General features: G+C 72.7%; 24 protein-coding genes. 16 read left to right on the top strand and 8 right to left on the bottom strand.

The features are described from left to right. Positions 1-10: 10 nt before the first annotated feature. Entirely contained in the window at positions 11-2,437 is a 2,427-nt protein-coding gene (locus tag B100_RS0130330) for a ThuA domain-containing protein (protein WP_024888138.1), read from the bottom strand. Between the two features lie 282 nt (positions 2,438-2,719). On the opposite strand from B100_RS0130330, the gene B100_RS0130325 reads away from it, so the two are divergent. The 4 genes from B100_RS0130325 (at position 2,720) to B100_RS0130310 (ending at position 6,131) form a co-directional block, all read left to right on the top strand. Next, entirely contained in the window at positions 2,720-3,706 is a 987-nt protein-coding gene (locus B100_RS0130325; protein ID WP_024888137.1) for a multicopper oxidase domain-containing protein, read from the top strand. 87 nt (positions 3,707-3,793) lie between these two features. Further along, entirely contained in the window at positions 3,794-4,834 is a 1,041-nt protein-coding gene (locus B100_RS0130320; RefSeq protein ID WP_024888136.1) for a LacI family DNA-binding transcriptional regulator, read from the top strand. A gap of 109 nt (positions 4,835-4,943) precedes the next feature. Next, positions 4,944-5,738 (top strand): VOC family protein, encoded by a 795-nt coding sequence (locus B100_RS0130315; RefSeq protein ID WP_024888135.1) that lies wholly within the window; start codon positions 4,944-4,946, stop codon positions 5,736-5,738. A 144-nt stretch (positions 5,739-5,882) separates the two neighbouring features. Next, positions 5,883-6,131: a WhiB family transcriptional regulator gene (locus B100_RS0130310; RefSeq protein ID WP_024888134.1), complete on the top strand. Its 249-nt coding sequence runs from the start codon at positions 5,883-5,885 to the stop codon at positions 6,129-6,131. Between the two features lie 19 nt (positions 6,132-6,150). Here B100_RS0130310 and B100_RS0130305 read toward each other — a convergent pair whose 3' ends face one another. The 3 genes from B100_RS0130305 to B100_RS0130295 all read right to left on the bottom strand — a co-directional run bounded on the left by B100_RS0130305 (position 6,151) and on the right by B100_RS0130295 (position 10,134). Next, positions 6,151-7,125 carry an acyl-ACP desaturase gene (locus B100_RS0130305; protein WP_024888133.1) on the bottom strand — a complete coding sequence of 325 codons (975 nt, stop codon included), beginning with the start codon at positions 7,123-7,125 and terminating at the stop codon, positions 6,151-6,153. A gap of 212 nt (positions 7,126-7,337) precedes the next feature. Further along, complete coding sequence (gene ddaH / locus B100_RS0130300) at positions 7,338-8,114, bottom strand: dimethylargininase (protein WP_024888132.1); 777 nt, start codon at positions 8,112-8,114, stop codon at positions 7,338-7,340. Positions 8,115-8,508: 394 nt separating this feature from the next. Continuing rightward, a complete protein-coding gene (locus B100_RS0130295; RefSeq protein ID WP_024888131.1) occupies positions 8,509-10,134 on the bottom strand; it encodes an ABC-F family ATP-binding cassette domain-containing protein in 1,626 nt (541 codons plus the stop codon). 327 nt (positions 10,135-10,461) lie between these two features. Here B100_RS0130295 and B100_RS0130290 point away from each other — a divergent pair, with 327 nt between their 5' ends. After that, entirely contained in the window at positions 10,462-11,097 is a 636-nt protein-coding gene (locus B100_RS0130290) for a GOLPH3/VPS74 family protein (RefSeq protein WP_024888130.1), read from the top strand. 62 nt (positions 11,098-11,159) lie between these two features. Here B100_RS0130290 and B100_RS0130285 read toward each other — a convergent pair whose 3' ends face one another. Continuing rightward, positions 11,160-12,083, bottom strand: coding sequence for an SDR family NAD(P)-dependent oxidoreductase (locus B100_RS0130285; protein ID WP_486585735.1), 924 nt, complete (start codon positions 12,081-12,083; stop codon positions 11,160-11,162). A 181-nt stretch (positions 12,084-12,264) separates the two neighbouring features. Between B100_RS0130285 and B100_RS0130280 the strand changes: the two genes are divergently transcribed. Beyond that, on the top strand, positions 12,265-12,879 hold the full coding sequence (locus tag B100_RS0130280; protein WP_024888128.1) for a TetR/AcrR family transcriptional regulator: 615 nt from the start codon (positions 12,265-12,267) through the stop codon (positions 12,877-12,879). 139 nt (positions 12,880-13,018) lie between these two features. Here B100_RS0130280 and ssgD read toward each other — a convergent pair whose 3' ends face one another. Next, positions 13,019-13,432 (bottom strand): spore wall synthesis regulator SsgD, encoded by a 414-nt coding sequence (gene ssgD / locus B100_RS0130275; protein WP_024888127.1) that lies wholly within the window; start codon positions 13,430-13,432, stop codon positions 13,019-13,021. 406 nt (positions 13,433-13,838) lie between these two features. On the opposite strand from ssgD, the gene B100_RS0130270 reads away from it, so the two are divergent. From B100_RS0130270 to mmpA, 4 genes are all read left to right on the top strand, one after another. Next, on the top strand, positions 13,839-14,894 hold the full coding sequence (locus B100_RS0130270) for an oxidoreductase (protein ID WP_024888126.1): 1,056 nt from the start codon (positions 13,839-13,841) through the stop codon (positions 14,892-14,894). A gap of 92 nt (positions 14,895-14,986) precedes the next feature. Further along, entirely contained in the window at positions 14,987-15,310 is a 324-nt protein-coding gene (locus tag B100_RS0130265; protein ID WP_024888125.1) for a hypothetical protein, read from the top strand. Positions 15,311-15,388: 78 nt separating this feature from the next. Further along, positions 15,389-16,093, top strand: a complete 705-nt coding sequence (locus B100_RS0130260; protein WP_024888124.1) for an endonuclease V — start codon at positions 15,389-15,391, stop codon at positions 16,091-16,093. Positions 16,094-16,141: 48 nt separating this feature from the next. After that, a complete protein-coding gene (mmpA, locus tag B100_RS37365) occupies positions 16,142-16,288 on the top strand; it encodes a morphogenic membrane protein MmpA (RefSeq protein ID WP_199785304.1) in 147 nt (48 codons plus the stop codon). 324 nt (positions 16,289-16,612) lie between these two features. On the opposite strand, the gene B100_RS0130250 is transcribed toward mmpA, so the two are convergent. Beyond that, entirely contained in the window at positions 16,613-17,791 is a 1,179-nt protein-coding gene (locus tag B100_RS0130250; protein ID WP_024888123.1) for a saccharopine dehydrogenase NADP-binding domain-containing protein, read from the bottom strand. A gap of 90 nt (positions 17,792-17,881) precedes the next feature. On the opposite strand from B100_RS0130250, the gene B100_RS0130245 reads away from it, so the two are divergent. The 4 genes from B100_RS0130245 (at position 17,882) to B100_RS0130230 (ending at position 23,076) form a co-directional block, all read left to right on the top strand. After that, on the top strand, positions 17,882-18,349 hold the full coding sequence (locus tag B100_RS0130245; protein ID WP_024888122.1) for an MmcQ/YjbR family DNA-binding protein: 468 nt from the start codon (positions 17,882-17,884) through the stop codon (positions 18,347-18,349). Between the two features lie 139 nt (positions 18,350-18,488). Then, a complete protein-coding gene (locus B100_RS0130240; protein ID WP_024888121.1) occupies positions 18,489-19,631 on the top strand; it encodes a CaiB/BaiF CoA transferase family protein in 1,143 nt (380 codons plus the stop codon). 15 nt (positions 19,632-19,646) lie between these two features. Then, positions 19,647-20,861, top strand: a complete 1,215-nt coding sequence (locus tag B100_RS0130235) for an acetyl-CoA C-acetyltransferase (protein ID WP_024888120.1) — start codon at positions 19,647-19,649, stop codon at positions 20,859-20,861. A 34-nt stretch (positions 20,862-20,895) separates the two neighbouring features. After that, the gene (locus tag B100_RS0130230) at positions 20,896-23,076 is read left to right on the top strand and encodes a 3-hydroxyacyl-CoA dehydrogenase NAD-binding domain-containing protein (protein WP_024888119.1); all 2,181 of its coding nucleotides are present in this window, start codon (positions 20,896-20,898) and stop codon (positions 23,074-23,076) included. 40 nt (positions 23,077-23,116) lie between these two features. On the opposite strand, the gene B100_RS0130225 is transcribed toward B100_RS0130230, so the two are convergent. Next, complete coding sequence (locus B100_RS0130225) at positions 23,117-23,833, bottom strand: MerR family transcriptional regulator (protein ID WP_024888118.1); 717 nt, start codon at positions 23,831-23,833, stop codon at positions 23,117-23,119. A 250-nt stretch (positions 23,834-24,083) separates the two neighbouring features. On the opposite strand from B100_RS0130225, the gene B100_RS0130220 reads away from it, so the two are divergent. After that, positions 24,084-25,523, top strand: coding sequence for an amino acid permease (locus B100_RS0130220; protein ID WP_024888117.1), 1,440 nt, complete (start codon positions 24,084-24,086; stop codon positions 25,521-25,523). Between the two features lie 42 nt (positions 25,524-25,565). Beyond that, on the top strand, positions 25,566-26,042 hold the full coding sequence (locus B100_RS0130215; protein ID WP_024888116.1) for a macro domain-containing protein: 477 nt from the start codon (positions 25,566-25,568) through the stop codon (positions 26,040-26,042). Positions 26,043-26,058 lie beyond the last annotated feature (16 nt).

The raw sequence follows: 26,058 nt of genomic DNA, 5'->3' as shown, positions 1-26,058 counted from the left end.
GGTCGTCGTATCACTGCGTCCCCCTCGCCAGCTGACCGGCGGCCGGGGTCGGCCCGCCGCCCGTGTAGGTGACCCGCCACAGCGCGGACTTGGCGTCGGAGGTGAAGAAGCCGCGCCCGTAGTCCAGCACGTACAGCGCGCCGTCGGGCCCGAACGTCCAGCCCATCAGGTTCTTGATGCCGTCGTTGCCGACGGGCACGATCTTCTTCAGGGACTCCGAGTGGACCGGCAGTCCGCCGTCTCCTTGGGTCCTCGGATCCATCAGCACCGCGTTGCGCGGCTGGTCGGCGTCGTAGAAGTCGCCGACGAACCACTTGCCGTCCCAGTACGCGGGCCACTTGACGTCGCTGCTGTTCGCGTCGTCGTAGCGGTAGACCGGGCCGTTCATCGCGGCCTGGCCGCCGCCCTTGAGCCAGGGCAGCCGGTACGTCGCCTCGTCCTGCTTGTAGGACGGGACGCCGTTCTCGTCGCGCGGGAAGTCCGGTCCGCCGCCCTGCGGCGAGTACCAGATGTTGTTGCCGGTGACCGGCGGCAGGTTGACCAGACCGTCGTTGTTCGGCGACTCGTTCTTCGGGTGGTCGCAGTCGTACCAGCCCAGCGGCTTGGACGGGTCGGGCAGATTGCGGTCCCGGTAGGGCTGCTTGTTGCCCATGCAGTACGGCCAGCCGCGGTTGGACGCCTTGGTGATGACGGCGAACGTGTCGTACTTCGCCGGTCCCCAGGTCGTCGACGGGGCGCCGGCGTCCGGGCCGACCCAGCCCGCGTAGAGGACGTCGGTCTCCTGGTCGACCGAGATCCGCGCCGGGTTGCGTACGCCCATCACGTAGATCTCGCCGCGGGTCTTGCCGCCGCCCTCGTCGGTCTCCTTGCCGGTGAACAGGTTGCCCTCGGGGAGGGTGTACGTGCCGTCCGGCTCCGGGTGGATGCGCAGGATCTTGCCGTTGAGGTTGTTGGTGTTGCCCGCGGTGCGGCGCGCGTCGGCGAAGGACACGCCCTTGTAGTTGGGCTGGGGGTTGTTGCCGGAGTAACCGTCGCTGAAGCCGCTGGAGTTGTTGTCACCGGTGGCGATGTACAGGTTGCCCTTGGAGTCCCAGGCCATCCCGCCGCCCGCGTGGCAGCAGCTGTGGATCTGCACCGGCCACTTCAGCAGCACCTTCTCGCTGCTCAGGTCCAGCTTGTCGGTGGCGTGGTCGAGGGTGAAGCGGGAGACCCGCCGCTCGGCCATGCGCTTGTCCCGGTCGATCCCCGAGTGCGGGGTGTAGTGCAGGTACACCCATCCGTTCTGCGCGAACTGCGGGTCCAGTTCGATGCCGAGCAGGCCCTCCTCGACCTTGACCAGTTCGTCGCCGCCGCCCTTGTTGCCGAAGACGGTGAGCGCGCCGGCGAGGGTGACCTTCTTGGTCTCCGGGTCGTAGACGTGGATCTCGCCCGTGCCCTTGCCGACATCCGGGTCGTTCCAGTCGGTCACCACGGGCTGCGAGGCGTCGGCGCCGCCCCGGCCGATGTAGAACACCCGGCCGTCGGGCGCGGTGACCAGCCCGTGCGGCTCGCCGATCTGGTCGTTCTGCCCCGGCTGGTTGGGCTGCGTGAGCCGCTCCGCCTTGTAGTTGCCGGTGATGGTCGCCTTGCAGTCGGCCCGCACCAGGCGGGTGGTCCACAGCAGGGCGCCGCGCAGGTGCTCGCGGAAGTCGGTCTCGTCGTACGACGACACCGTGCCGCCCATGCCGGTGTAGAAGGACCGGCCGCCGTCGTAGTCACGGCACCAGCTGATCGGATGGTCCCAGCCGTTGGCACCGGCGCCCGGCCGGTACGTCGACTCGCGCACCCGGGCGACCGTGTGGACGTCACCGGACGGGTTCTTGGCCCAGTTCAGCCACTTGTCGGGCCGCTTCCACTCCGGCGGCAGGCTCTTGGCCGCCGGGTGCACCCGGTCGCCGACCTCGACGGTCGCGCGCTGCACCGTGGCCGCTCCCGCGGCCGGGCGGGCGCCGATCAGACCGGTGAACCAGTCCGAGTAGGGCTCCGCGCGGGCCGCGTCGTGCAGGCCGACGAAACCGCCGCCGGCCTCCATGTACGCTTCCAGGCCCGCCTCCTGCTCCGGGTCGAGGACGTCACCGCCGCCGGTGAGGAACACGATCGTGTTGAACCGGCTCAGTTTCTTGTCGTTGGTGAAGACCGAGGCGTCGCCGGTGGCGGTGACCGTGAAGCGCTGGTCTTCCGGCCCCGTCTGCCCGATCCGCTCGATCGCCGCGATCCCGGCGTTCACCAGCGGTGACTCCTCACCGCCGGCCGCCGAGCCGTGGAACAGCAGCACCCGTACGTTCGCGCCGCCCGGGGGCGACGTGATGGACATCGTTGTCAGAGACGGATCCGGGGCCGGGCGCGCGCTGGCGGCGGGACCCGACAGCAGGCCGGCGGCGACGACACCGGCGGCCACGGTGGCCGCCCAGGCGCGTCGCCCGGTTCTCGTCCTTCGCGCGTTCGAGGTGCTGGACGTGTCCAACCCCCCTGATCCCTTGGGTTCGTGATGCGATGTGGACCGCACGTGGTCACCCACCCCTCCTCGGTCGCGGCAGCAGCGTCAAGGAAGCTAGACCTCTTTGCGTCGGACGCCAATACCTATCGCAGCAAAGAAACGAACTTTGTCCTGAGTGTGGATAAACCCTCGGGTCACCGCTACGGTTTCACAGGTTCATGACAGCCACATGGGGAGTTCGGCATGGACAGACGCGGTTTCAACCGACGGGTACTTCTGGGCGGCGCGGCCGTGGCGACATCGTTGTCGGTGGCGCCCGAGGCCGTGAGCGCGACCGCGACGGCGAGAACCGCGCCCGCCGGGGGCGAGGTACGCCGGATCAAGATGTACGCCGAGCGCCTGGCCGGCGGACAGATGGGCTACGGCTTCGAGAAGGGCAAGGCGACGATCCCCGGCCCGCTGATCGAGCTCAACGAGGGCGACACGCTGCACATCGAGTTCGAGAACACCATGGACGTGCCGGTCAGCCTGCACGTCCACGGCGTCGACTACGAGATCTCCAGCGACGGCACCCAGCAGAACAAGAGCGCCGTCGAGCCCGGCGCAAGCCGCACCTACACCTGGCGCACCCACGCCCCCGGGCGGCGCGCGGACGGCACCTGGCGGGCGGGCAGCGCGGGGTACTGGCACTACCACGACCACGTCGTCGGCACCGTGCACGGCACCGGCGGCATCCGGGGCGGCCTGTACGGCCCCGTGATCGTGCGCCGCAAGGGCGACATCCTCCCCGACGCCACGCACACCATCGTCTTCAACGACATGACGATCAACAACAAACCGGCGCACACGGGCCCGGACTTCGAGGCCACCGTGGGCGACCGGGTCGAGATCGTCATGATCACGCACGGCGAGTACTACCACACCTTCCACATGCACGGGCACCGCTGGGCCGACAACCGCACCGGCATGCTCACCGGCCCCGACGACCCCACCCGGGTCGTCGACACCAAGATCTGCGGCCCCGCCGACTCCTTCGGCTTCCAGGTGATCGCGGGGGAGGGGGTGGGAGCGGGCGCCTGGATGTACCACTGCCACGTCCAGAGCCACTCCGACATGGGCATGGTCGGCCTGTTCCTGGTGAAGAAACCGGACGGCACCATCCCCGGCTACGACCCCCACGAACACGCCCACACCGCCACCGGGACGAAGGAGCCGGCGCACGAGCACTGACGGGCGGCCCGGGTGATCCGAGAGCGCTCTCGGCGGCCGGGCCGGCCAGGGCTATCCTTTCGGCCAACCGCAGGGAGGAGCCCCGAAGTGAGCGAGACAGCGCCACGACCGACGCTGGAGGCCGTGGCCGCACGGGCAGGGGTCTCCCGGGCCACGGTGTCCCGCGTGGTCAACGGCTTCGACGGGGTCCGCGAACCCCTGGCCGAGCGGGTCCGGCGCGCGGTGGACGAACTCGGCTACGTCCCCAACCAGGCCGCCCGCAGCCTGGTCACCCGGCGCCACGACGCCGTCGCCGTCATCGTGGCCGAACCCGAGACCCGGGTCTTCGCCGACCCCTTCTTCGCCCGGCAGCTGCGCGGCATCAGCAAGGAGCTGACCGCCCACGACAACCAGCTGGTGCTGCTGCTCACCGAGGACCGCGACGACCACGCGCGCGTCGGCCGCTACCTGGCCGGCGGCCACGTCGACGGCGCCCTGGTGTTCTCCCTGCACATCGACGACCCGCTGCCCGGACTGATCCAGCGGGCCGGACTGCCGACCGTGTTCGGCGGCCGGCCGCACTGGAACGGCGGCGGCGACGCCGTCCGCTACGTCGACACCGACAACCGGGGCGGCGCCCGTGACGCCGTACGCCATCTGCTCGGACTCGGCCGCCGCGGGGTCGCGCACATCACCGGAGCCCTCGACCAGACCTCGGCGGTGGACCGGCTCGACGGCTTCCGGGACGTCATGGCCGACCCCGACCCCCGGCTCGTCGTGGAGGGCGACTTCACCGCCGCCAGCGGCGAGCGGGCGATGCGGGAACTGCTGCGCCACCGCCCCGACCTGGACGCCGTGTTCGCGGGCAACGACCTCATGGCGGCCGGCGCCCTGCGGGCACTGCGCGAACACGGACGGCGGGTGCCCGAGGACGTCGCGGTCGTCGGCTTCGACGACATGCTGCCGATCGCCGAGCAGACCGAGCCGCCGCTCACCACGGTCCGTCAGGACATCGAGGAGATGGGCCGTCTGATGGCCCGCCTGCTGCTGCGCGACCTGGACCGCACCACCGCGCCGGACGAGGCCACGGACGCCGGACCGTCCGGGATGGTGCTGCCGACCACCCTGGTCCGCAGGGCGTCCGCCTGACCGCCCCGCCCCGATCGGCCGCGGCCCGTCCGGGTGCCGTACCGGCGATTGTCGGTGGGGAGTGGAAGACTCGGCGGAGCAGGCGTCGGGACTCCTCGAGGGAGGCACCATGCTCACCACCCGCTTCGTCGACGGCGCACCCTGCTGGATCGACGTCGGCACGCCCGACGCGGAAGGCGCCGCGTCCTTCTACCGCGCCCTGTTCGGCTGGACGTACCGCCCCGCGGGGCCCGACGGCGGCGGCTACGGCTTCTTCGAGCGCGCGGGCCGGATCGTCGCGGGCTGCGCCCCGCTCGGAGGTGACCAGGGCGCGGCGGCCTGGACCGTGTACTTCCGCAGTCCGGACGCCGACGCCACCGCCGAGGCCGTCCGCGCGGCGCGGGGCAGCGTCCCCGTGCCGCCAGCCGCGGTGGGGGAGCAGGGCAGGTCGGCGCTGCTCGCCGACCAGACGGGCGCCCCCTTCGGCATCTGGCAGCCCGGCCGGCGCGAGGGCCTGGAGGCGGCAGGGGAGGCCGGCTGCCTGTGCTGGGCCGAGCTGTACACCCCGGACATCGCCCGGGCCGCCGCCTTCTACCACGCGGTCCTCGGCTGGGAGACCGCCGCCGTGACCTTCCCGGGTGGTGTCTACACCGCCGTCAGCCCTCGGGGGACGGAGGAGGAGGGCGCGTTCGGCGGGATGGTGCCGCTGGCCGACGACCCCGTCGAGGCGGGGGAGGGTCGGACGCACTGGCTGCCGTACATCGGCGCCGAGGACCCGGACGCCGTGGCCGACCGGGCGGCCGAGCTGGGCGGCCGGGTGCGGCTGCCCCCCACCTCGGTCCCCGGCGTGGGCCGGATGGCCCGCCTGGAGGATCCCTACGGCGCCCGCCTCGCGGTGCTCCGGGGCGACCCCCGCGAGACCTGACGGCCCGGCGCGCCGCCGTGCGCGCCGGGCCGCCGGACGCCATCATCGAGCCCGCCCCCGCCGGACCGGGCGGGCCCGGACCGCGGCCCGGGCGTTGATGCCGCGTTGATCGAACGTTTTTCACCCTCGGGCACGCTTCCGGCCATGCACACCGACACGTTGACGCCACCCGACCTGACCTGGCAGGAGGAGGCGCTGTGCGCGCAGACGGGGGGAGACTTCTTCTTCCCCGAACCCGGCAGCTCGGTCCGTGAGGCCAAGCGCATCTGCGGCCTGTGCCCGATCCGCGCGACCTGCCTGGAGTACGCCCTGACCCACGACATGCGCTTCGGCGTGTGGGGCGGACTCTCGGAGAAGGAACGCCTCGAACTGCGGCGTGCCGGACGGCGGTGACCGGCGCCCGGTAGAGGGGTCAGCCGGCGGCGCGGGCCGCCATGCGCGCCTTGCGCGCGGCCAGCTTCTCGTCGAACTTGCTCGCCTCGGAGTCGAGACCGCCGAGGAACAGGCCCAGTTCCTCCTGCGCCTTGGCGCCCTCCGGGCCCAGCCCGTCGATCTGCATGACCTTCAGGTGGCGCAGCACCGGCTGCAGCACGTCGTCGTGGTGGATACGCAGGTTGTAGACCTCGCCGATGGCCATCTGCGCGGCCGCCCGCTCGAAGCCGGGGATGCCGTGACCGGGCATGCGGAAGTTCACCACCACGTCGCGGACCGCCTGCATGGTCAGGTCCGGGGCGAGCTCGAAGGCCGCCTTCAGCAGGTTGCGGTAGAACACCATGTGCAGGTTCTCGTCGGTCGCGATGCGCGCCAGCATGCGGTCGCAGACCGGGTCGCCGGACTGGTGGCCGGTGTTGCGGTGGGAGATGCGGGTGGCCAGCTCCTGGAACGCGACGTAGGCGACCGAGTGCAGCATCGAGTGCCGGTTGTCCGACTCGAAGCCCTCGCTCATGTGCGACATGCGGAACTCTTCGAGCTTGTCCGGGTCGACGGCGCGCGAGGCGAGCAGGTAGTCCCGCATCACGATGCCGTGGCGGCCCTCCTCGGCGGTCCAGCGGTGCACCCAGGTGCCCCAGGCGCCGTCCCGGCCGAACAGCGAGGCGATCTCGTGGTGGTAGCTGGGGAGGTTGTCCTCCGTCAGCAGGTTGACCACGAGGGCGATCCGGCCGACCTCGGTGACCTTCGACTGCCCCTTCTCCCAGGCCTCGCCGTCCTCGAAGAAACCGGGGAAGTTGCGTCCGTCGCTCCACGGCACGTACTCGTGCGGCATCCAGTCCTTCGCCACCCCAAGATGCCGGTTCAGCTCCTTCTCGACCACTTCCTCCAAGGCGTACAGCAGCCGGGCGTCGGTCCAGACGGAAGGGCTGCCGAGGTGGGCAGGAGAGGTCGTCACGGGTAACTCCAGGGGGACGGGGACATACGGACGTGCCGGCGAGCGGTGCCGGGTAACCTACGGAATCGTAGGCTACGTAGCCGTAGGTTACGTAGCCGTAGGTTAAGAGCCCCGTAAAGGCCGCTGATCAGCGGGGTTCACCTGGAAGTTCGCCCTGGCGCGTACGCCGGGTGGCAGAGGTCGTTGCGCCGTCCGGGTGAGACGGCTGCCGGTCAGGCATACAGGTCCCGCAGACGCACCGACAGACACGTCACGCAGCCCTCGAGCTTCTCGAACTCACCGATCTCCACCGGGACCGGCTCGTACCCGAGGTCCGCGAACAGCTCCGCGGTCTTCGGCGCGCTCGCCGCCATCAGCAGCTTGTCGCCGCCGAGACACACCACGTGCGCCCCGGACGGCTCCGGCACCGGCAGGAAACGGGGGAACAGCGACGGCGCGTCCATGTGCGGGATGTGCCCGACGACCGTCCCGTCGGGCAGGGCGGTGACCGCCGACTTCAGATGCAGCACCTTGGCCACCGGCACGGCGACCACCCGCGCCCCCAGCGGCTCGAACGCGGCCCGCACCTGCCGCACGCCGGCCGCGTTGGTGCGCCCGCCCCGGCCCACGTACACCGTGTCGCCGACCTTCAGGACGTCGCCGCCGTCCAGCGTGCCCGGCTCCCACACCCAGTTCACCGAGCAGCCGAGGGACGCCACGGCCTCCTCGACCCCGAGGGTCTCCGCCCGCCGGGACTCCGCGCCGGAACGGGCGATCAGTGCCACGTTGCGGAACATCACCACCGTGTCCTCCACGAACACGGAGTCCGGGCAGTCGTCGGCCGGGGCCACCTCGACGGTCTCCCAGCCGTGCGTCCGCAGCGCCTCCGTGTACCCCTCCCACTGCCGCACGGCGAGGTCGACGTCGACCTCGTCCCGTTCGACGTGGGTCACCAGCCCTTCGGCGAGGCAGGGGGCGGGACGGCGGACGAGGGCCTTCCTGCTGGGCACGGGTACGCCTTTCGGATCGGACGGTGCGGGTGGGCGGGGCTCGGGAGCCCGTACGGGCCGGGCGCCCGCGGGGCCGCGCAGCCATCATGCAGGCACCCGCCTTACGGGACCACCCCCGGCCGCGATGAGATGGGCCACGGCAGGCCCGGCCTCAGCCGGCGGCCCGCCGCGGGTGCTCCCCGGTGAAGGACCCCGGCGCCCGGAGCTGCCCGGCCGGGTGGTGTTCCCTCGAACACCACCCGGCCGCCGTCCCGTCCGCCGCCCGGCCCCAGGTCGACCACCCGGTCGGCGTGCGCCACCACCTCCAGGTGGTGCTCCACCACGATCACCGTGTTGCCCGTCGGTGGCCCCGGTGAGGGTGAGACGCGCGTCCCGCTGGGTCGTGAAGCCGACGCTAGGCGGGATACCCGACAGCCTCCGGCGTGATTTCCTTCAGCTCTCCTTCCTCCATCAGCAGCCAGCGGGTGATGCCGAGCGACTCCAGGAACGGCAGGTCGTGACTGGCCACGACCAGCGCCCCCTCGTACGACTCCAGAGCCGTGGTGAGCTGCCGGACGCTTGCCATGTCCAGGTTGTTCGTCGGCTCGTCCAGCATCAGCAGCTGCGGCGCGGGCTCCGCCAGCATCAGCGCGGCGAGGGTCGCGCGGAAGCGTTCGCCGCCGGACAGGGTGTCCGCCCGCTGGTCGGCGCGGCCGCCCCGGAACAGAAAGCGGGCGAGCCGCGCCCTGATCCGGTTGTTGGTGGCGCCCGGGGCGAACCGTGCCACGTTCTCGGCGACGCTCAGCTCCGGGTCGAGGACATCGAGCCGCTGCGGCAGGAAGCGCAACGGCACGTGCGCCCGGGTCTCGCCGGAAACCGGCTCCAGCTCCCCGGCGACCGTCCGCAGCAGCGTCGTCTTGCCCGCGCCGTTGCGCCCGATCAGCGCCACCCGCTCGGGGCCCCGCAGGTCGAACCCGCCGGTCACCCGGGCGCCGTACGCCAGCTCCAGGTCCATGAGCGTGAGGACCTCCCGGCCCGGCGGCACGGCGGTGAACGGCAGGTCGACCCGGATCACGTCGTCGTCCCGCACCGCCTCCACCGCGTCGTCGAGCCGCTCCTTGGCCTCGGCGAGCTTCTCCTCGTGCATGATGCGGTGCTTGCCGGCGGACTCCTGCGCCGCCCGCTTGCGCGCACCCATGACGATCTTCGGCTCGCGCTTCTGCTCCCACATCTTCTGGCCGTACCGCTTGCGGCGGGCCAGCTTGACCTGCGCGTCGGCCAGTTCGCGCTTCTGCTTGCGCAGATCGGCCTCGGCGACCCGCACCATGCGTTCGGCCGCCTCCTGCTCGACGGCCAGGGCCTCCTCGTACGCGGTGAAGTTGCCGCCGTACCAGGTGATCCCGCCCGCGCGCAGGTCCGCGATCTGGTCGACCAGGTCGAGCAGGTCCCGGTCGTGACTGACCACGACCATGACGCCGGGCCAGCTCTCGACGGCCGCGTAGAGCCGCCGACGGGCGTACAGGTCGAGGTTGTTGGTGGGCTCGTCGAGCAGCAGCACGTCGGGACGGCGCAGCAGCAGCGCCGCCAGTCGCAGCAGCACCGACTCGCCGCCCGACACCTCGCCGACGGTGCGGTCGAGGCCGATGTGCCCGAGGCCGAGCTCGCCGAGCGTGGCCAGGGCGCGTTCCTCCACGTCCCAGTCGTCGCCGACGGCCTCGAAGTGCTCCTCGGCCACGTCGCCCGCCTCGATGGCGTGCAGCGCGGCGCGCTTGCCGGCGATGCCGAGGGCCTCGTCGACCTTCAGCGCGGTGTCCAGCGTGACGTTCTGCGGCAGCCAGCCGACCTCGCCGGCCACCCGGACGGAGCCGTCCGTCGGGGTGAGCTCGCCGGCGATCAGCTTCAGCAGGGTGGACTTGCCCGAGCCGTTGACACCGACGAGACCGGTGCGGCCGGGACCGAAGGCCACGTCGAGGTCCTCGAAGACGACGGTGCCGTCGGGCCAGGTGAAGGAGAGGGAGATACAGGTGAGAGAAGCGGACATGCGGGCCTCCGCGGTTGCTGAGGGCGATCAGGGGCACACGCGTATCGAGACACCGCGGGACGACGACCGGCAGCCGGGAAGGGATCCGTGGCATGAGGAAAGCCCTGTCGCGGAGGGTCCGCGAGGACGGCTCGAACGCCGAGGTCGCACGCTGCGCACACACCTGAGAACGGTGTGACGCGGTGTCTCAGAACCTCAGACGAGCAACGTCCTTCTCCCATCGACGGCAACAGAACCGAGGGAAACGTTAGGGGCGGCCGCCCCGGCCGTCAACGCGTTTTCCCGCACCCATCGACGCACCTTGCGTCCCCGCACCGAGGAGGCCCCGTGGCCAACGGCCCGCTCTCCCTGCCGGCCCGCCTGTGCCTGCTGACCTGGGACACCGACCCCACCCGGGCGGCCCCCGTGGTGCGGGCCGGCGCGCTCGCCGACCTCGCCCGGCGCGGGCTGCTCGTCGACGACGACGGCATCACGACCCCCCGCGACCTCGACTCGCGCACCGGCGACCCGGCGCTGGACGGGCTCCTGGAGCTGGTCAGCGAGTCCTTCCCGCACCGCTGGCGCACCTGGGTGACGCTGCACGCGCGGTACACCCTGGACGCGGTCCGCGAGCACCTGGTGGCCGAAGGCGTCGTGCGGGCCGAGAAGCACCGGATCCTCGGCGTCTTCCCGTCCGTGGACCACGTCCTGGCCGACACCGCCCGCGCGGACGCCCTGCGCGAGGAAGCCCGGCGGATCCTGTCCGGCTCCGCCGCGGCGGAGGAGGTCTCCGGGACGACCGCGACGGCGCTGACCCTGGTGACCGCGGCCGGGCTTCCGCTCGGTGCCGACGACACGCCGCCCACGGACTTCCTGTCCGCCCGCGCCTCGGAGACGTCCCCGGCCTTCGCCGCCGTCCTCGACGAACTCCGTACGGCCCTGCGGGACACGGCACCGGCACCCTCACTGTCCAGGGGACGCTGAAAGCCCTCCGTAGTTCCCTCGGCGCATCGGCCCGACCGGCTCGAGGCGATCGGTCGGCGTGGTCAGGAAGAACTCGGCTCGGGCGCGGGCGTCGGCGCGCTTCTCGGGCTCCGGGACCGGTGGCTCATCGCGAGGACGCCGTCCATCAGCCGGGCCGGCAGGTGACGGGCGAGCGGGACGATGAAGGCGGCGTCCGCGCCGAGGGTGTACCGGGCGCGCGGGCGGGGTGTGGTCGCCACCCTGGCGATCTTGGCCCCGGCCTTCGCCGCCGGTACGGCGCGTTCGAGGAAGGCCGTGTTCGACGACACCGTCGCGTGGATGAGGCCGCCGTAGAGGCGCTGGTGCTCGGCGCTCATCCCGGCGGCGAGTCCGAGCGAGATGTCACCGCTGCTGGCGGCCATCTCGGTCCGGACGCCGCCGGGCTGGACGACGACCACCCGCACGCCGTGTGCCGCGACCTCGCGGCGCAGGGAGTCGCTGGCAGCTTCGAGGGCGAACTTGGTTCCCGCGTACGCACCGAACACGGGCAGCGCGGCCACCCCGCCCACGGAACTGATGTTGACGATCCTGCCCCGGCTCCGCCGCAGGAAGGGCAGGAGTTTCTGGATGACGGCGATGTGCCCGAAGAGGTTCACCTCGAACTGCTTGCGCCACAAGGTCAGGGGGAGCACCTCGACGGGGGCGTTGATCTCGATCCCCGCGTTGTTGACCAGAACACGCAGGACGCGCTGCTCGGGGTCGTCGGCGATCCGCCGGGCCAAGGCCTCGACGTGCTCCGGGACAGTGATGTCCAAGGTGACCGGTTCGATGCCGTCGGCCCGTACGGCGTCCGCCTCGGTGTCGGTGCGCACGCCCGCGAGGACGTGGTAGCCCATCGCGGCGAGGGCCTGCGCCGTCGCGGCTCCGATGCCCGACGAGGCGCCGGAGACGACGACGAGTGCGTCCCTTTCCCGAGGGTGCTTCCGCGGGTCTTTCCTTGGACGCATCACAACGGCGGGTCCCTTCACGAGGCGGTGTCCCGCGACCACGAGGCGGTGTCCCATGACCGGCGGTGGCCGACACGGCTGTCGCCGGGGAGGCCGGCCGGAGGGAATGCGGGCATGCCGTGAGAGTAGGCATTGGCAACATTGTTGTCAATGGCAACATCGCGCCGGGTAGGCTGACCTCATGCCTGACAGCACCGAGCAGCGGCCCTACCACCACGGGAATCTCCGCACGGAGCTCCTCGACGCGGCGGAGCGCAGCCTGAGGGCGCACGGGGTCGAGCGGCTCTCTCTGCGCGACCTGGCACGGGACATCGGCGTCAGTCACGCGGCGCCCCGCCGGCACTTCGCGGACCGCCGCGCGCTGCTGGACGCCCTCGCCGAGTCGGGCTTCGTCCGTCTGGGCGCGAGGCTGCGGGCCGCGGTGGACGAGATCGACGACGACGACCTGGCCGCTCGCCTGCACGCGTTCGCGTCGGCCTACGTCCGGTTCGCGACCGAGAACGCCGCGCTGACCGGCCTGATGAACGCCGCCAAGCACCGCCCGGGGGCGACCGCGGTCGCCGAGGCCGCCGCAGCCGCGTTCGGGCAGATCGGCGACCTGATCGAAGAGGGCCAGTCGCGCGGCGAGTTGGAGGAGGGCGACCCCGAGGAGATCGGACTCGTCATCTACGCCACCGTCCTGGGGATCACGTCCATGCTCAACAGCGGCATGATCGAACCGGGACGGCTCGAAGGGCTCGTGGACACGGCGGTGACGCGGTTCCTGCGAGGCGCCCGCCCGACGCCGCCGCACTGACCGAACCGCCGGCCGCACGCGGCCACCCGGACCGATCCCTCCCATCGGGCCGTGCCCCGGCCCCCTTTCGCACGTCGCGCGCACCCGATTCCGCCGTGTGCGCCCGGTTCCGCGGGGCGCCCCCGCCCCGCGGAACCGTTCACGCGTCCCGCATCAGTTCCGCCAGGTCGTGGTCCAGGTCGAGGCGGAGGTGTTCGAGGCCGGTGGGGACCAGTTCGCTCGTCGCCTCCAGGAAGCGGCGCAGTTCGCCCGAGCGGACGTGCACCACGGCCGTCCCCTCCGGGGCGTGGAACTCCAGCACCGTGCGGTCGTAGCCGTACGGGCGCACCCGTACGTCGCCGTGGCCCTCCGGGGCCTCCATGCCCGCGGCGAGCAGGTCACGGGCGAACGTCCAGCACACGTCGACGCCTTCGAGCGTCGCGGGAGCGGGGAAGGTCATGCGGACGGCGAACGGGTCGTCGCCGTCGTAGTGCAGCGTGGCGGGGATGTCGGCCATCCGCGGCGCGGCGGCGACCAGGCGGGCCTCTACGGGCTGCTCGATGACGGTGGACAACGCCTTGCTCCCTCGTGACGGCTGGGCGGGCTTCCGGGCGGATCGTGTCGGTCGGCTACAGCAAGAGACGCTGGAATCGGCCATTCCGTGCGCATGGAGAGCGAGTGACCTCTGTCACCGCCTTCATGCACCCGAGTGACACGTCTCTCCTCCCGTGATGCACGGGCCACTTGGGCGGGGGCGCCGCTGGGCGGGCCCCGGGACGAGGCGCTCTGGACGGCACCCGGCCGGTGGACTAGCTTCCCCCGCCATGAGGCGTTCGGGAAGCACGCGACGGACGGGACCGACGGCACCGACGGGACGGACGGGACGGACGGGACGGACGAGTCGGACGGCATGGACAGGTTGGGCGGGACGGACGAGTCGGACGGCATGGACAGGTTGGGCGGGACGCCACCTCCGCCGGGTGACGGCGGCTGCCGTGTGCGCGGCGGCCCTGGCCGCCCTCACGGCCGTACCGGCACAGGCGCACGGTCCGAAGGGCGGCACCCCGCACTGGTCGCTCAAGGACACCGGCGCACCGGACGTCCGGTTCCGCGGCCTGGCCGCCGTCAGCCGGAACACCGCCTGGGCGGCCGGGACCCTCGGTACCGTGCTGCGCACCACGGACGGCGGCAGCACCTGGCGGGACGTCTCGCCGCCCGGCGCGGAGGCGCTGCAGTTCCGGGACATCGAGGCGTTCGACGCGCGGCGGGCCGTGGTGCTGGCCATCGGGGAGGGCGAGGACTCCCGGGTCTACCGCACCGACGACGGCGGGGCGACCTGGACGGAGACCTTCCGCAACCCCGACACCCGCGCCTTCTACGACTGCCTCACCTTCTTCGACCACCGCCACGGACTCGCCATGAGCGACCCCGTGGACGGGAAGTTCCGCATCCTGTCGACCCGCGACGGCGGCCGCTCCTGGGCGGTGCTCCCCGACACGGGCATGCCCCCGGCGCTCGACGGCGAGGCCGGCTTCGCGGCGAGCGGCCAGTGCCTGGTGTCGTCCGGGCCGAAGGACGTCTGGCTGGCCACCGGGGGAGCGGCACGCGCGCGCGTGCTGCACTCCGCCGACCGCGGCCGCACCTGGACGGCCACCGACACGACGATCCCGGCCGGCGACCCGGCGCGCGGCGTCTTCGCCCTCGCTTTCCGCGACCGCCACCACGGACTCGCCGTGGGCGGCGACTTCAACCCCGGCCAGGCCTCGCCCGACGCCGCCGCGCGCACCTCGGACGGCGGCCGCACCTGGCGGTCCGCCACCGGCTCCCCGCCCGCCTACCGCTCCGGCGTCGCCTGGCTCCCGCACAGCCGCACCGACGCCCTCGCCGTCGGGCCCACCGGCACCGACCTGACCACCGACGGCGGGCGCACCTGGCGGACCGTCGACACCGGCTCGTACGACACCGTCGACTGCAGGCCCGACCGGTCCTGCTGGGCGGCGGGGGAGCGGGGGCGGGTCGCCCGACTGGAGCAGTGACCCGGACCGAGGGCCCTACATCCCGCAGGCCGGGGTACCCGACCGCTGTACGCGACCGAGCGCTCGCGAAGCGCGAGAGAAAGTGAGCGGACATGCCACGCGGTTCCAGCCCCAAGCGGGAGCGTCAGTACGAGCACATCAAGGAGAGCGCGAAGGACCGGGGCGAGAGCACCGGGCGCGCCGAGGAGATCGCCGCCCGGACGGTGAACAAGGAACGCGCCCGGTCCGGCGAGTCCAAGACCGCCAGCAGGACCTCGACGCAGGACATGTCGTCCGGCAAGCGCGGTGGCCAGCGGTCCGGCAAGGGCTCCCAGGGCCCCACCCGCGACCAGCTGTACGAAGAGGCCAAGAAGCGGAACGTCGAGGGCCGTTCGAGCATGAACAAGAGCCAGCTGCAGCGGGCGCTCGGCAAGTGACCCCGCCTCCGCGCGGAGGGCCGCGGGCCGGGAGGCCCCCTCCGCGCGGAGCGCCCCGCCCCGTAAGCTCTGGGCACCATGACGACCGCACGCACACCGGCCGGCCGGCCCGTCACCGAGGAAGAGGCCCGCGCGGTCCAGGACACCCTGCGCGAGCGGGTGGTGCTCGACGAACCGGGGCCGCCGCCCGGCACCGGACGGGTCACCGGGGTCGACGTGGCCTACGACGACGAGCGGGACGTCGTCGCCGCGGCGGCCGTCGTGCTGGACGCGGCCACCCTGGACGTCGTCGCCGAGTCCACGGCCGTCGGCCGGATCTCCTTCCCGTACGTCCCCGGGCTGCTGGCCTTCCGTGAGATCCCCACCGTGCTGGCCGCCCTGGAGGCCCTGCCCTGCGAGCCCGGCCTGGTGGTCTGCGATGGCTACGGCCTCGCCCACCCCCGCCGTTTCGGCCTCGCGAGCCACCTGGGAGTCCTCACCGGGCTGCCCACGATCGGCGTGGCCAAGAACCCCTTCACCTTCACCTACGACGAACCCGCCGCCCCGCGCGGCAGCACGTCCCCGCTGCTGTCCGGCTCCGAGGAGGTCGGCCGGGCCCTGCGCACCAGGGCCGGCGTCAAGCCGGTGTTCGTGTCGGTCGGCCACCGGGTGAGCCTGGACAACGCCTGCGCCCACACGCTCGCCCTGGCCCCCGCCTACCGCCTCCCCGAGACCACCCGCAGGGCGGACGCCCTCTGCCGCCGCGCCCTGCGCGAGGCCGCACCGGCACTCACACAGGAGTGAGTACGCGTACGGATGTCCGAACTCCCGCCTGACGGCAGGGTGATCGCCATGCCGACACACCGCACCGCCGGACCCCGCCGCACTCCCGCCCGCCCCACCGGCCGAGCCGTCACGCTGGGCCTCACCCTCGCGATCCTGGCGGGTCTGGGCTGGGTGACGGGCATGATCTACACCCTGATCACCTGGCAGCTCTGACCCCGGCCCTTGCGCGCCCAGGCCGCCGGCCGTCGTGGGCCGCTCGGTCGTGGGCCGCTCGCCCGCAGGTCTCACCGGACCGCCGCCGGCCGGCCGCCCGATCCTCCGCCGGGCCGCCCGCCGACCTCGCCGAGCCGTCGTCGGCAGCCCGCGGATCTCACCGCGCCGCCGTACGCCGGGCCGCCCCTCGCGAGCCGCTCGCCGGCATCGGCGCCCGGACGCCCGAGGGCTCGGCGGACCGCCGCACGTCGGCACGCCCGCCCTCCTCGCCGGTATCTCCGTCGGCCGGGACGCCCTCGCCCTCGGCGGACCGCCGGACCCGCGTCAGCGCACCGCCGCCACCCGGAAGCGGATGCCCGCCGCCTGGAGGCGGGTGATCAGTGTGTCGCCCATCGCCACCGCCGTCGTGACCTGGCCCGACGTCGGGGGGAGGTCGTCGAGGGCCAGGCACAGGGCGCTCTCGGCCAGCATCTTCGCCGTCTCGTCGTAACCCGGGTCGCCGCCCGACACCTCCGTGTAGACCCGCCGTCCGCCGCCCTCGCCGACGAAGCGAACGGTGAACCAGCTGCGCGCCCGCTTCTCGGCGCTCGGCCCCTCGCCGGGCTTCAGCCGGCCGGACAACGCGCGGCGCAGCGGCGGGATCTGGGCCGCCGTGACCAGCGCGCCGACCGCCGCCACCCCGCCCAGGGCGACCGGCAGACTCCGCACGGCGGCGAAGTGCCGGTAGCGGAAGTCGGGGCCGTACCGGGTCAGCGCCTTGGCCGAGCGGCGCACGACCTGGCCGTCGAGCGTCGGCAGGGGCAGCGCCCAGGCGCCGACCTCGGGCGCGTAGCGCGGGATGCCCGTCGGGGCGGAGGTACGGCGGCCCACCAGCCGGGGTTCGTGACGCCGGCGGTCCCGGGCGGCGGCCCGCAGCCGGCCCGGCCGGGCGAACTGGTTCATGGCCGAGGCGAACGTGCCGCCCGAGAAGGCCGCGTCGGCGGTGACGTACCCGTCGACGGTCAGCGGCACGCCCTCCGGCAGCTGCCGCACCGTGAAGTACGCGCCCAGGTCGTGCGGCACCGAGTCGAAACCGCAGGCGTGCACCAGCCGCGCCCCGGTCTCCCGCGCGCGGGCGTCGTGCCGGACGTACATCAGGTCCACGAACTCCGGTTCACCCGTCAGGTCGACGTAGTCCGCGCCGGTGTCCGCGCAGGCGGCGACGAGCTCCTCGCCGTACTCCACGTACGGCCCCACGGTGGTGGCCACCACGCGCGCCTGCTCGGCGAGCGCGCGCAGCGACGCCGGGTCGGACACGTCCGCCCGCAGCACGCCCACCTTCTCGCCGCCCGGCAGCCGCTCCCGCAGCTTCTCCAGCTTCCGCCCGCTGCGGCCGGCGACCGCCCAGCGCAGCCCCTCCGGCGCGTGCGCGGCCAGGTACTCCGCGGTCAGCGTCCCCGCGAAACCGGTCGCCCCGAAGAGCACGATGTCGTACGGACGGTCCGTCCTGCTCAGCCTGCTCATGACACCCCTTGGTCGTGCAGCCGCGCCGCTGTCGGTGGCCGAGGCTAGCGTGAAGGGTGCGGAGCCCGACGACGAGCCCGGAGGAAAGCGATGCCCGTGCCACGCAACGCCCTGAGGAAGTGGGAGAAAGTGCGCGACTGGGCACTTCGTCTGCCCGGGGCCACCGAGGAGCATCCCTGGGGCGACACCGTCGCCAAGGTCGACAAGAAGGTGTTCGTCTTCCTCGGTGGCGGCGGTGACGGCGGCCACCCGGGCGCGGTGACCGTGAAGCTCACCGACGAGACGGCGCACGCCCACGCGCTCGCCTGCCCCGGCGCCGAGCCCGCCGGGTACGGCCTGGGCCGGGCCGGCTGGGTGCGCGTCCCGCTGGAGCCCGCGGGCGCCCCGGCGGCCGAGCTGCTGTGCGACTGGGTGGAGGAGAGCTACCGCACGGTCGCCAGGAAGTGGCGGGTGGCGGAGCTGGACGCGCGGACGGCGCCGCCCCGGGCACCGGCGCAGGAGCCCAAGGCGCGAGCGGCGGGGTCCAGGGCACGGACGGCGCGCGTCGAGGCCCGCTGAGGCGACCCCGGTCGACGCCGGGGCGGAGGTCACGACCGTAGAGTGGCCAAGCGCTTGCTCGCCCGCCCTTGTGCCGGGTGGACGGTGTTCCTAACATCGCAGGTGTTACACCAGAAGTGTCACAGTCGATGGGGGCTCGATGACGGAGGCGACGGCGCCGTACCACGGCCCGCTCACCGGCGTGCGCGTGGTCGAGCTGGCCGGTATCGGCCCCGGCCCGTTCGCGGCCATGCTCCTCGCCGACCTGGGCGCCGACGTCGTACGCGTCGACCGGCCCGGCGGCCCCGGACTCGGCATCGACCCCGCCCGCGACGTCACCAACCGCAACAAGCGCTCGGTGGTCGTCGACCTCAAGACGTCCGACGGCGTGAAGCACGTCCTCGACCTCGCCGAGCGCGCCGACATCCTGATCGAGGGCTACCGCCCCCGCGTCGCCGAGCGCCTCGGCGTCGGCCCCGAGGACTGCCGGGCCCGCAACCCCCGCCTGGTCTACGGCCGGATGACCGGCTGGGGCCAGGAAGGACCCCTCGCCGACCGCGCCGGACACGACATCGGCTACATCGCCGTCACCGGAGCCCTCGGCATGACCGGCGAGCCCGGCAGGCCCCCGGTCGCCCCCGCCAACCTCCTCGGCGACTACGCGGGCGGCTCCCTCTACCTGGTCGTGGGCGTCCTCGCCGCCCTGCACCACGCCCGCTCCACCGGCACCGGACAGGTCGTCGACGCCGCCGTCGTCGACGGCACCGCCCACCTCACCTCGATGATCCACGGCATGCTCGCCGCCGGCGCCTGGCAGGACCGCCGCGGCGCCAACCTCCTCGACGGCGGCTGCCCCTACTACGGCACCTACGAGACCTCCGACGGCGGGCACATGGCCGTCGGCGCGCTGGAGCCGCGCTTCTACGCCGAGTTCCTGCGCCTGCTGGATCTCACCGACCTCGCCGGGGCGCACGCCGACGTCACCCGCTGGCCCGAGCTGCGCGCCCGGGTCGCCGAGCGGTTCGCCTCCCGCACCCGCGACGCCTGGACGGCCCTTTTCGAGGGCACCGACGCGTGCGTGGCGCCGGTGCTGTCACTGCGCGAGGCCCCGCACCACCCGCACCTCGCCGCCCGCTCCACCTTCACCGACCACGCGGGCATCACCCAGCCCGCACCGGCGCCGCGGTTCTCCGCGACGCCGGCCACCGTCCGCACCGGGCCCGCCCGGCCGGGCGCCGACACCGAGGACGTGGCCCGTGACTGGGACGTACCCGGCCTGGTGTCCCCGCCCTCGAACCCTTAAGCGAAAGGCCTCCTCGTGAGCACCGAAGCGTTTGTGTACGACGCGATCCGCACCCCGCGCGGGCGCGGCAAGGCGAACGGCGCCCTGCACGGCACCAAGCCCATCGACCTGGTCGTCGGTCTGATCCACGAGATCCGCGCCCGCTTCCCCGGACTCGACCCGGCCGCCGTCGACGACATCGTGCTCGGCGTCGTCGGCCCGGTCGGCGACCAGGGCTCCGACATCGCACGCATCGCCGCCATCGCCGCGGGCCTGCCCGACACGGTGGCCGGCGTCCAGGAGAACCGCTTCTGCGCCTCCGGGCTCGAAGCGGTCAACATGGCCGCGATGAAGGTGCGTTCGGGCTGGGAGGACCTGGTCCTGGCGGGCGGCGTGGAGTCCATGTCCCGGGTGCCGATGGCCTCCGACGGCGGCGCCTGGTTCAACGACCCGATGACCAACCTCGACGTCAACTTCGTGCCGCAGGGCATCGGCGCCGACCTCATCGCCACCATCGAGGGCTTCTCCCGCCGCGACGTCGACGAGTACGCCGCCCTGTCCCAGGAGCGCGCCGCGGGCGCCTGGAAGGAGAACCGCTTCGAGCGGTCCGTCGTCCCGGTGAGGGACCGCAGCGGCCTCGTCGTCCTCGACCACGACGAGCACCTGCGCCCCGGTACCACCGCCGACTCCCTCGGGAAGCTCAAGCCGTCCTTCGCGGACATCGGCGAGCTGGGCGGTTTCGACGCCGTCGCCCTCCAGGAGTACCACTGGGTCGAGAAGATCGACCACGTCCACCACGCGGGCAACTCCTCCGGCATCGTCGACGGCGCCGCCCTCGTCGCGATCGGCTCCAAGGAGGTCGGCGAGCGCTACGGCCTCACACCGCGCGCCCGCATCGTCTCCGCGGCCGTCTCCGGCTCCGAGCCGACCATCATGCTCACCGGCCCCGCGCCCGCCACCCGCAAGGCGCTCGCCAAGGCCAATCTGACCATCGACGACATCGACCTCGTCGAGATCAACGAGGCGTTCGCGGCCGTCGTGCTCCGCTTCGTGAAGGACATGGGCCTGTCGCTGGACAAGGTCAACGTCAACGGCGGCGCCATCGCCCTGGGCCACCCGCTCGGCGCCACCGGCGCGATGATCCTCGGCACCCTCGTCGACGAACTGGAGCGCCAGGACAAGCGCTACGGGCTCGCCACGCTCTGCGTGGGCGGCGGCATGGGCATCGCCACCATCGTCGAGCGCATCTGACCCCCTCCCGACGGATCACCTGGAGCACACCCTCATGAGCAGCGAGTCCACCACCATCCGCTGGGAGCAGGACGACACCGGCGTCGTCACCCTCGTCCTCGACGACCCGAACCAGTCCGCGAACACCGTCAACAAGGCGTTCCGCGACTCCTTCGCCGCGATCACCGACCGCCTGGAGGCGGAGAAGGACGCCATCCGCGGCGTCATCCTCACCTCCGCCAAGAAGACCTTCTTCGCCGGCGGCGACCTGCGCGACCTGATCCGCGTCACCCCCGACACCGCGCAGGACCTGTTCGACGGCGGCCTGGCCTTCAAGCGCCAGCTGCGCCGCTTGGAGACCCTCGGCAAGCCGGTCGTCGCAGCCATCAACGGCGCGGCCCTCGGCGGCGGTTACGAGATCGCCCTCGCCTGCCACCACCGCATCGCCCTGGACGCCCCCGGCTCCAAGATCGGCTGCCCGGAGGTCACCCTCGGCCTGCTGCCCGGAGGCGGCGGCGTCGTCCGCACCGTGCGCCTGCTCGGCATCACCGACGCGCTGCTGAAGGTGCTCCTCCAGGGCACCCAGTACAACCCGCGCCGCGCCCTGGAGAACGGCCTGGTCGACGAGGTCGCCGAGACCCGCGAGGAGATGCTCGAAAAGGCCCGCGCCTTCATCGACGCCCACCCCGAGTCGGCGCAGCCCTGGGACCGCCCCGGCTACCGCATCCCCGGCGGCACCCCGGCGAACCCGAAGTTCGCCGCCAACCTGCCCGCCTTCCCGGCGAGCCTGCGCAAGCAGACCGGCGGTGCCCCCTACCCGGCCCCGCGCAACATCATGGCCGCCGCCGTCGAGGGCGCCCAGGTCGACTTCGAGACCGCCCAGGTGATCGAGGCCCGCTACTTCGTGGAGCTGGCCGCCGGACAGACGTCGAAGAACATGATCCAGGCGTTCTTCTTCGACCTCCAGGCCGTCAACTCCGGCGCCGGCCGTCCGAAGGACGTCCCCGCCCGCAAGGTCGCCAAGGTCGCCGTCCTCGGCGCCGGCATGATGGGCGCCGGCATCGCCTACTCCTGCGCCCGCGCCGGCATCGACGTCGTCCTCAAGGACGTCACCCTCGAATCCGCGCTCAAGGGCAAGGCCTACTCCGAGAAGCTGTGCGCCAAGGCCGTCTCCCGGGGCCGCACCACGCGGGAGAAGGCCGACGCGCTGCTCGCGCGGATCACGCCCACCGCCGAGGTGTCCGACCTCGCCGGCTGCGACGCGGTGATCGAGGCCGTCTTCGAGGACACCTCCCTCAAGCACAAGGTGTTCCAGGAGGTGCAGAATGTCGTCGCGCCGGACGCGCTGCTCTGCTCCAACACCTCCACCCTGCCCATCACCGCGCTCGCCGAGGGCGTCGAGCGGCAGGAGGACTTCATCGGGCTGCACTTCTTCTCGCCCGTCGACAAGATGCCGCTCGTCGAGATCATCAAGGGCGGCCGCACCGGCGACGAGGCGCTCGCCCGCGCCTTCGACCTGGTCCGGCAGATCAACAAGACCCCGATCGTGGTCAACGACTCGCGCGGCTTCTTCACCTCCCGGGTCATCGGCCACTTCATCAACGAGGGAGTGGCGATGGTCGGCGAGGGCATCGAGCCCGCGTCGGTCGAGCAGGCGGCGGCCCAGGCCGGCTACCCGGCCAAGGTGCTCTCCCTCATGGACGAGCTCACCCTCACCCTCCCGCGCAAGATCCGCCGCGAGACGCAGCGGGCGGTCGAGGAGGCGGGCGGCACCTGGACCCCGCACCCGGCCGAGGCGGTCGTGGACCGCATGGTCGACGAGTTCGGCCGCACCGGCCGCTCCGGCGGCGCCGGCTTCTACGACTACGACGAGAACGGCAAGCGGGGCCCGCTGTGGCCCGGCCTGCGCGAGCACTTCACCAAGCCCGGGCACACCGTCCCGTTCCGCGACATGCAGGAGCGGATGCTGTTCTCCGAGGCGCTGGACACCGTCCGCCTGCTGGAGGAGGGCGTGCTGACCTCCGTCGCCGACGCCAACATCGGCTCCATCCTCGGCATCGGCTTCCCCGGCTGGACGGGCGGCGTCCTGCAGTACGTCAACGGCTACGAGGGTGGCCTTCCCGGCTTCGTCGCCCGGGCCCGCGAGCTGGCCGAGCGCTACGGCGAGCGGTTCACCCCGCCCGCCCTGCTGGTGGAGAAGGCGGAGAAGGGCGAGGAGTTCAAGGACGCCCGCTGATCACCGGCGGGGCCGTCCGCGACGGACGGCCCCGCCCGGGTCACGCCTCCTCGTCGAGCCACTCCCGCAGCTCCTCCTTCAGCGACCGCTGGAAGGTGGTGAGCAGCGCCTGCACCACGAGCGGATGCATGCGGGCGGACAGGGACCGCACGTCCCGCGTGCCCTGGTCCGCCACCGCGTCGCGCAGCAGCCGCGACAGCTCGCGGGCGGCCGCGCGGGAGTGCTCGGTGAGGACCGCGCGGGCGGCCAGGACCGACTCGTGCGACAGCGGCACGTCCAGCAGTTCGACACCGAGCCGCAGCAGACCGGCGTCGACCCGGAAGGCCTCGTCGTCCGGGCCGCCGCCGGACCCGCCGGCCCGCTCCACGACATCCATCGCCGCCAGCCGCTTCAGCTCCTCCTCGCCCAGCGCACGCCCCGCCCGGCGCTCCAGCTCCGCACGGGAGACCGTCTCCACGGTGCCCGGCGCCCAGGACGCCACCACCGCCCGCTGCACGGCCAGGTCGCGCACGCTCAGATCCGGCGGGAGCTGGGCCAGGTAGCGTTCGATCGCGGCCAGGGTCATGCCCCGGCTCTGCAGTTCCTCGATCAGTTCCAGCCGGGCCAGGTGCTCCCGGCCGTAGCGGCCGACCCGCCGGGGACCGAGCACCGGAGGCGGCAGCAGGCCCTTCGTGCCGTAGAAGCGGACCGTGCGCACGGTGACCCCCGCCCGGGCCGCCAGCTCGTCGATCGTCAGGGCCTCGGTCTCGGTCGTCATGTGCAGCAGTATCGCTGTCCCACCGGTGCTGTGACACCCGCGCTGTCGATCCCGACGCGGCGCGCGACATCCCTCCGAGGTTCCCGTCCGCACCCCGGGCGGACCGCCGTGTGACGCAGGCCACCGCATGGGCGGGCGCACATCCGGAAAGGCGCCACCTCGGTCCGTGCCGTGATCGAGCGCGCCGGCCCAGGCCAACCGGACAGCCGGGCGCGATCAGCCCCCGGCGCACCAGAAAGTGGAACCACCCGTGAGCAAGGATGCCGTCAGCACGGCAACGGCCGCATCGTCCACGGCGGCCCCGTCGCCCGCGGACGCGGGCGACGCCGGCTACAGCAAGGACCTCAAGGCCCGCCACGTCAACATGATCGCCATCGGCGGCGCGATCGGCACCGGCCTCTTCCTGGGCGCCGGAGGACGCCTGCGCGACGCGGGACCCGCCCTGGCGCTGGCCTACCTGGTCGCCGGCGTCTTCGCCTTCTTCGTCGTCCGCGCCCTGGGCGAGCTGGTCCTGTACCGGCCGTCGTCCGGATCCTTCGTGTCGTACGCGCGCGAGTTCCTCGGCGAGAAGGGCGCGTACGTCGCCGGCTGGATGTACTTCCTGAACTGGTCGACCACAGGCATCGCCGACATCACGGCGATCGCGCTCTACACGCACTACTGGAGCGCGTTCACCGACATCCCGCAGTGGGTGCTCGCACTGGTCGCGCTCGCGGTGGTGCTGGCCGTGAACCTCATCTCCGTGAAGATCTTCGGCGAGATGGAGTTCTGGTTCGCGATCGTCAAGGTCGCCACCCTCGTCGCCTTCATGCTGATCGGCATCGCCCTGCTCGCCACGCGGCACGAGGTGGGCGGCGGCACCCCCGGCCTCGGCATGATCACCGACCACGGCGGAGTCCTGCCGCACGGCGTGATGCCGGTCGTCCTGGTCATGCAGGGCGTGATCTTCGCCTACGCGGCCCTGGAACTCGTCGGCGTGGCCGCGGGGGAGACCGCCGAGCCGGAGAAGGTCGTCCCCCGCGCGGTGAACTCCATCATGTGGCGCGTCGCCCTCTTCTACGTCGGCTCCGTCGTCCTGCTCGCCCTGCTGCTGCCCGGCTCGATGTACTCGGCCGGCGAGAGCCCCTTCGTCACCGTGCTGTCGAAGATCGGCCTCCCGGCCGCCGGAGACGTGATGAACCTCGTCGTCCTCACCGCCGCCATGTCGTCCCTGAACTCCGGCCTGTACTCCACCGGCCGCATCCTGCGCTCCATGGCGTCGGCGGGCTCCGCGCCGCAGTTCACCGCCCGCATGAACCGCAGCCAGGTGCCCTACGGCGGCATCCTGCTGACCTGCGCGGTGTGCGTGCTCGGCGTCGGCCTCAACTTCCTCGTGCCGGCCCAGGCCTTCGAGATCGTGCTGAACGTCGCCTCCCTCGGCATCATCAGCACCTGGGTGATCATCATGGTCTGCCACCTGGTGTTCGTCCGCCGCGCCCGCGCGGGGCTGCTCACCCGGCCGTCGTTCCGGCTGCCCGGCAGCCCGGTCACCGAGATCGTCACCGTCGCCTTCCTGGCGTCCGTCATCGTGCTGATGTGGAACGACCCGGAGGTGGGCCGCAAGACGCTGCTGCTGGTGCCGCTGATCGCCGTGGCGCTGGTCGCCGGCTGGTACGGCGGCGTCCGCCGCAAGGTCGCGGCCGGGCGGTAGGTGCCCGGAGGCGCTGTCGGTGCCTGCCGGTACGGTGCCGCCATGGCCGAGATCAGGTACGTGCGGGGTGACGCCACCGCTCCTTCGGCGAAGGGCGTCAAGATCATCGCTCACGTCTGCAACGACGTCGGCGGGTGGGGCAAGGGCTTCGTCCTCGCCCTGTCCCGCCGCTGGTCCGCGCCGGAGGCGGCGTACCGCGCCTGGCACCGCGACCGCGCCGCGAACGACTTCGGCCTGGGCGCGGTGCAGCTCGTCCAGGCCGAGCGTTGCGTGTGGGCGGCCAACATGATCGGCCAGCGCGGCGTCCGCACCGGAAGCAAGGGCGTCCCTGTCCGCTACGAGGCGATCGACACGGCCCTGGACCGCCTCGCCGTCCACGCGCGGGAACTCGGCGCGTCGGTCCACATGCCCCGCATCGGCTGCGGCCTCGCCGGCGGGAAGTGGCCCCGCGTCGAACCTCTCATCGAGCAACGCCTGGTCAGGCGGGGGATACCGGTCACCGTGTACGACCACGACTGACATCCCCGGGACCCCA

Source organism: Streptomyces sp. CNH189, from assembly GCF_000527195.1.
This window is presented reverse-complemented; position numbering and strand designations above follow the sequence as displayed.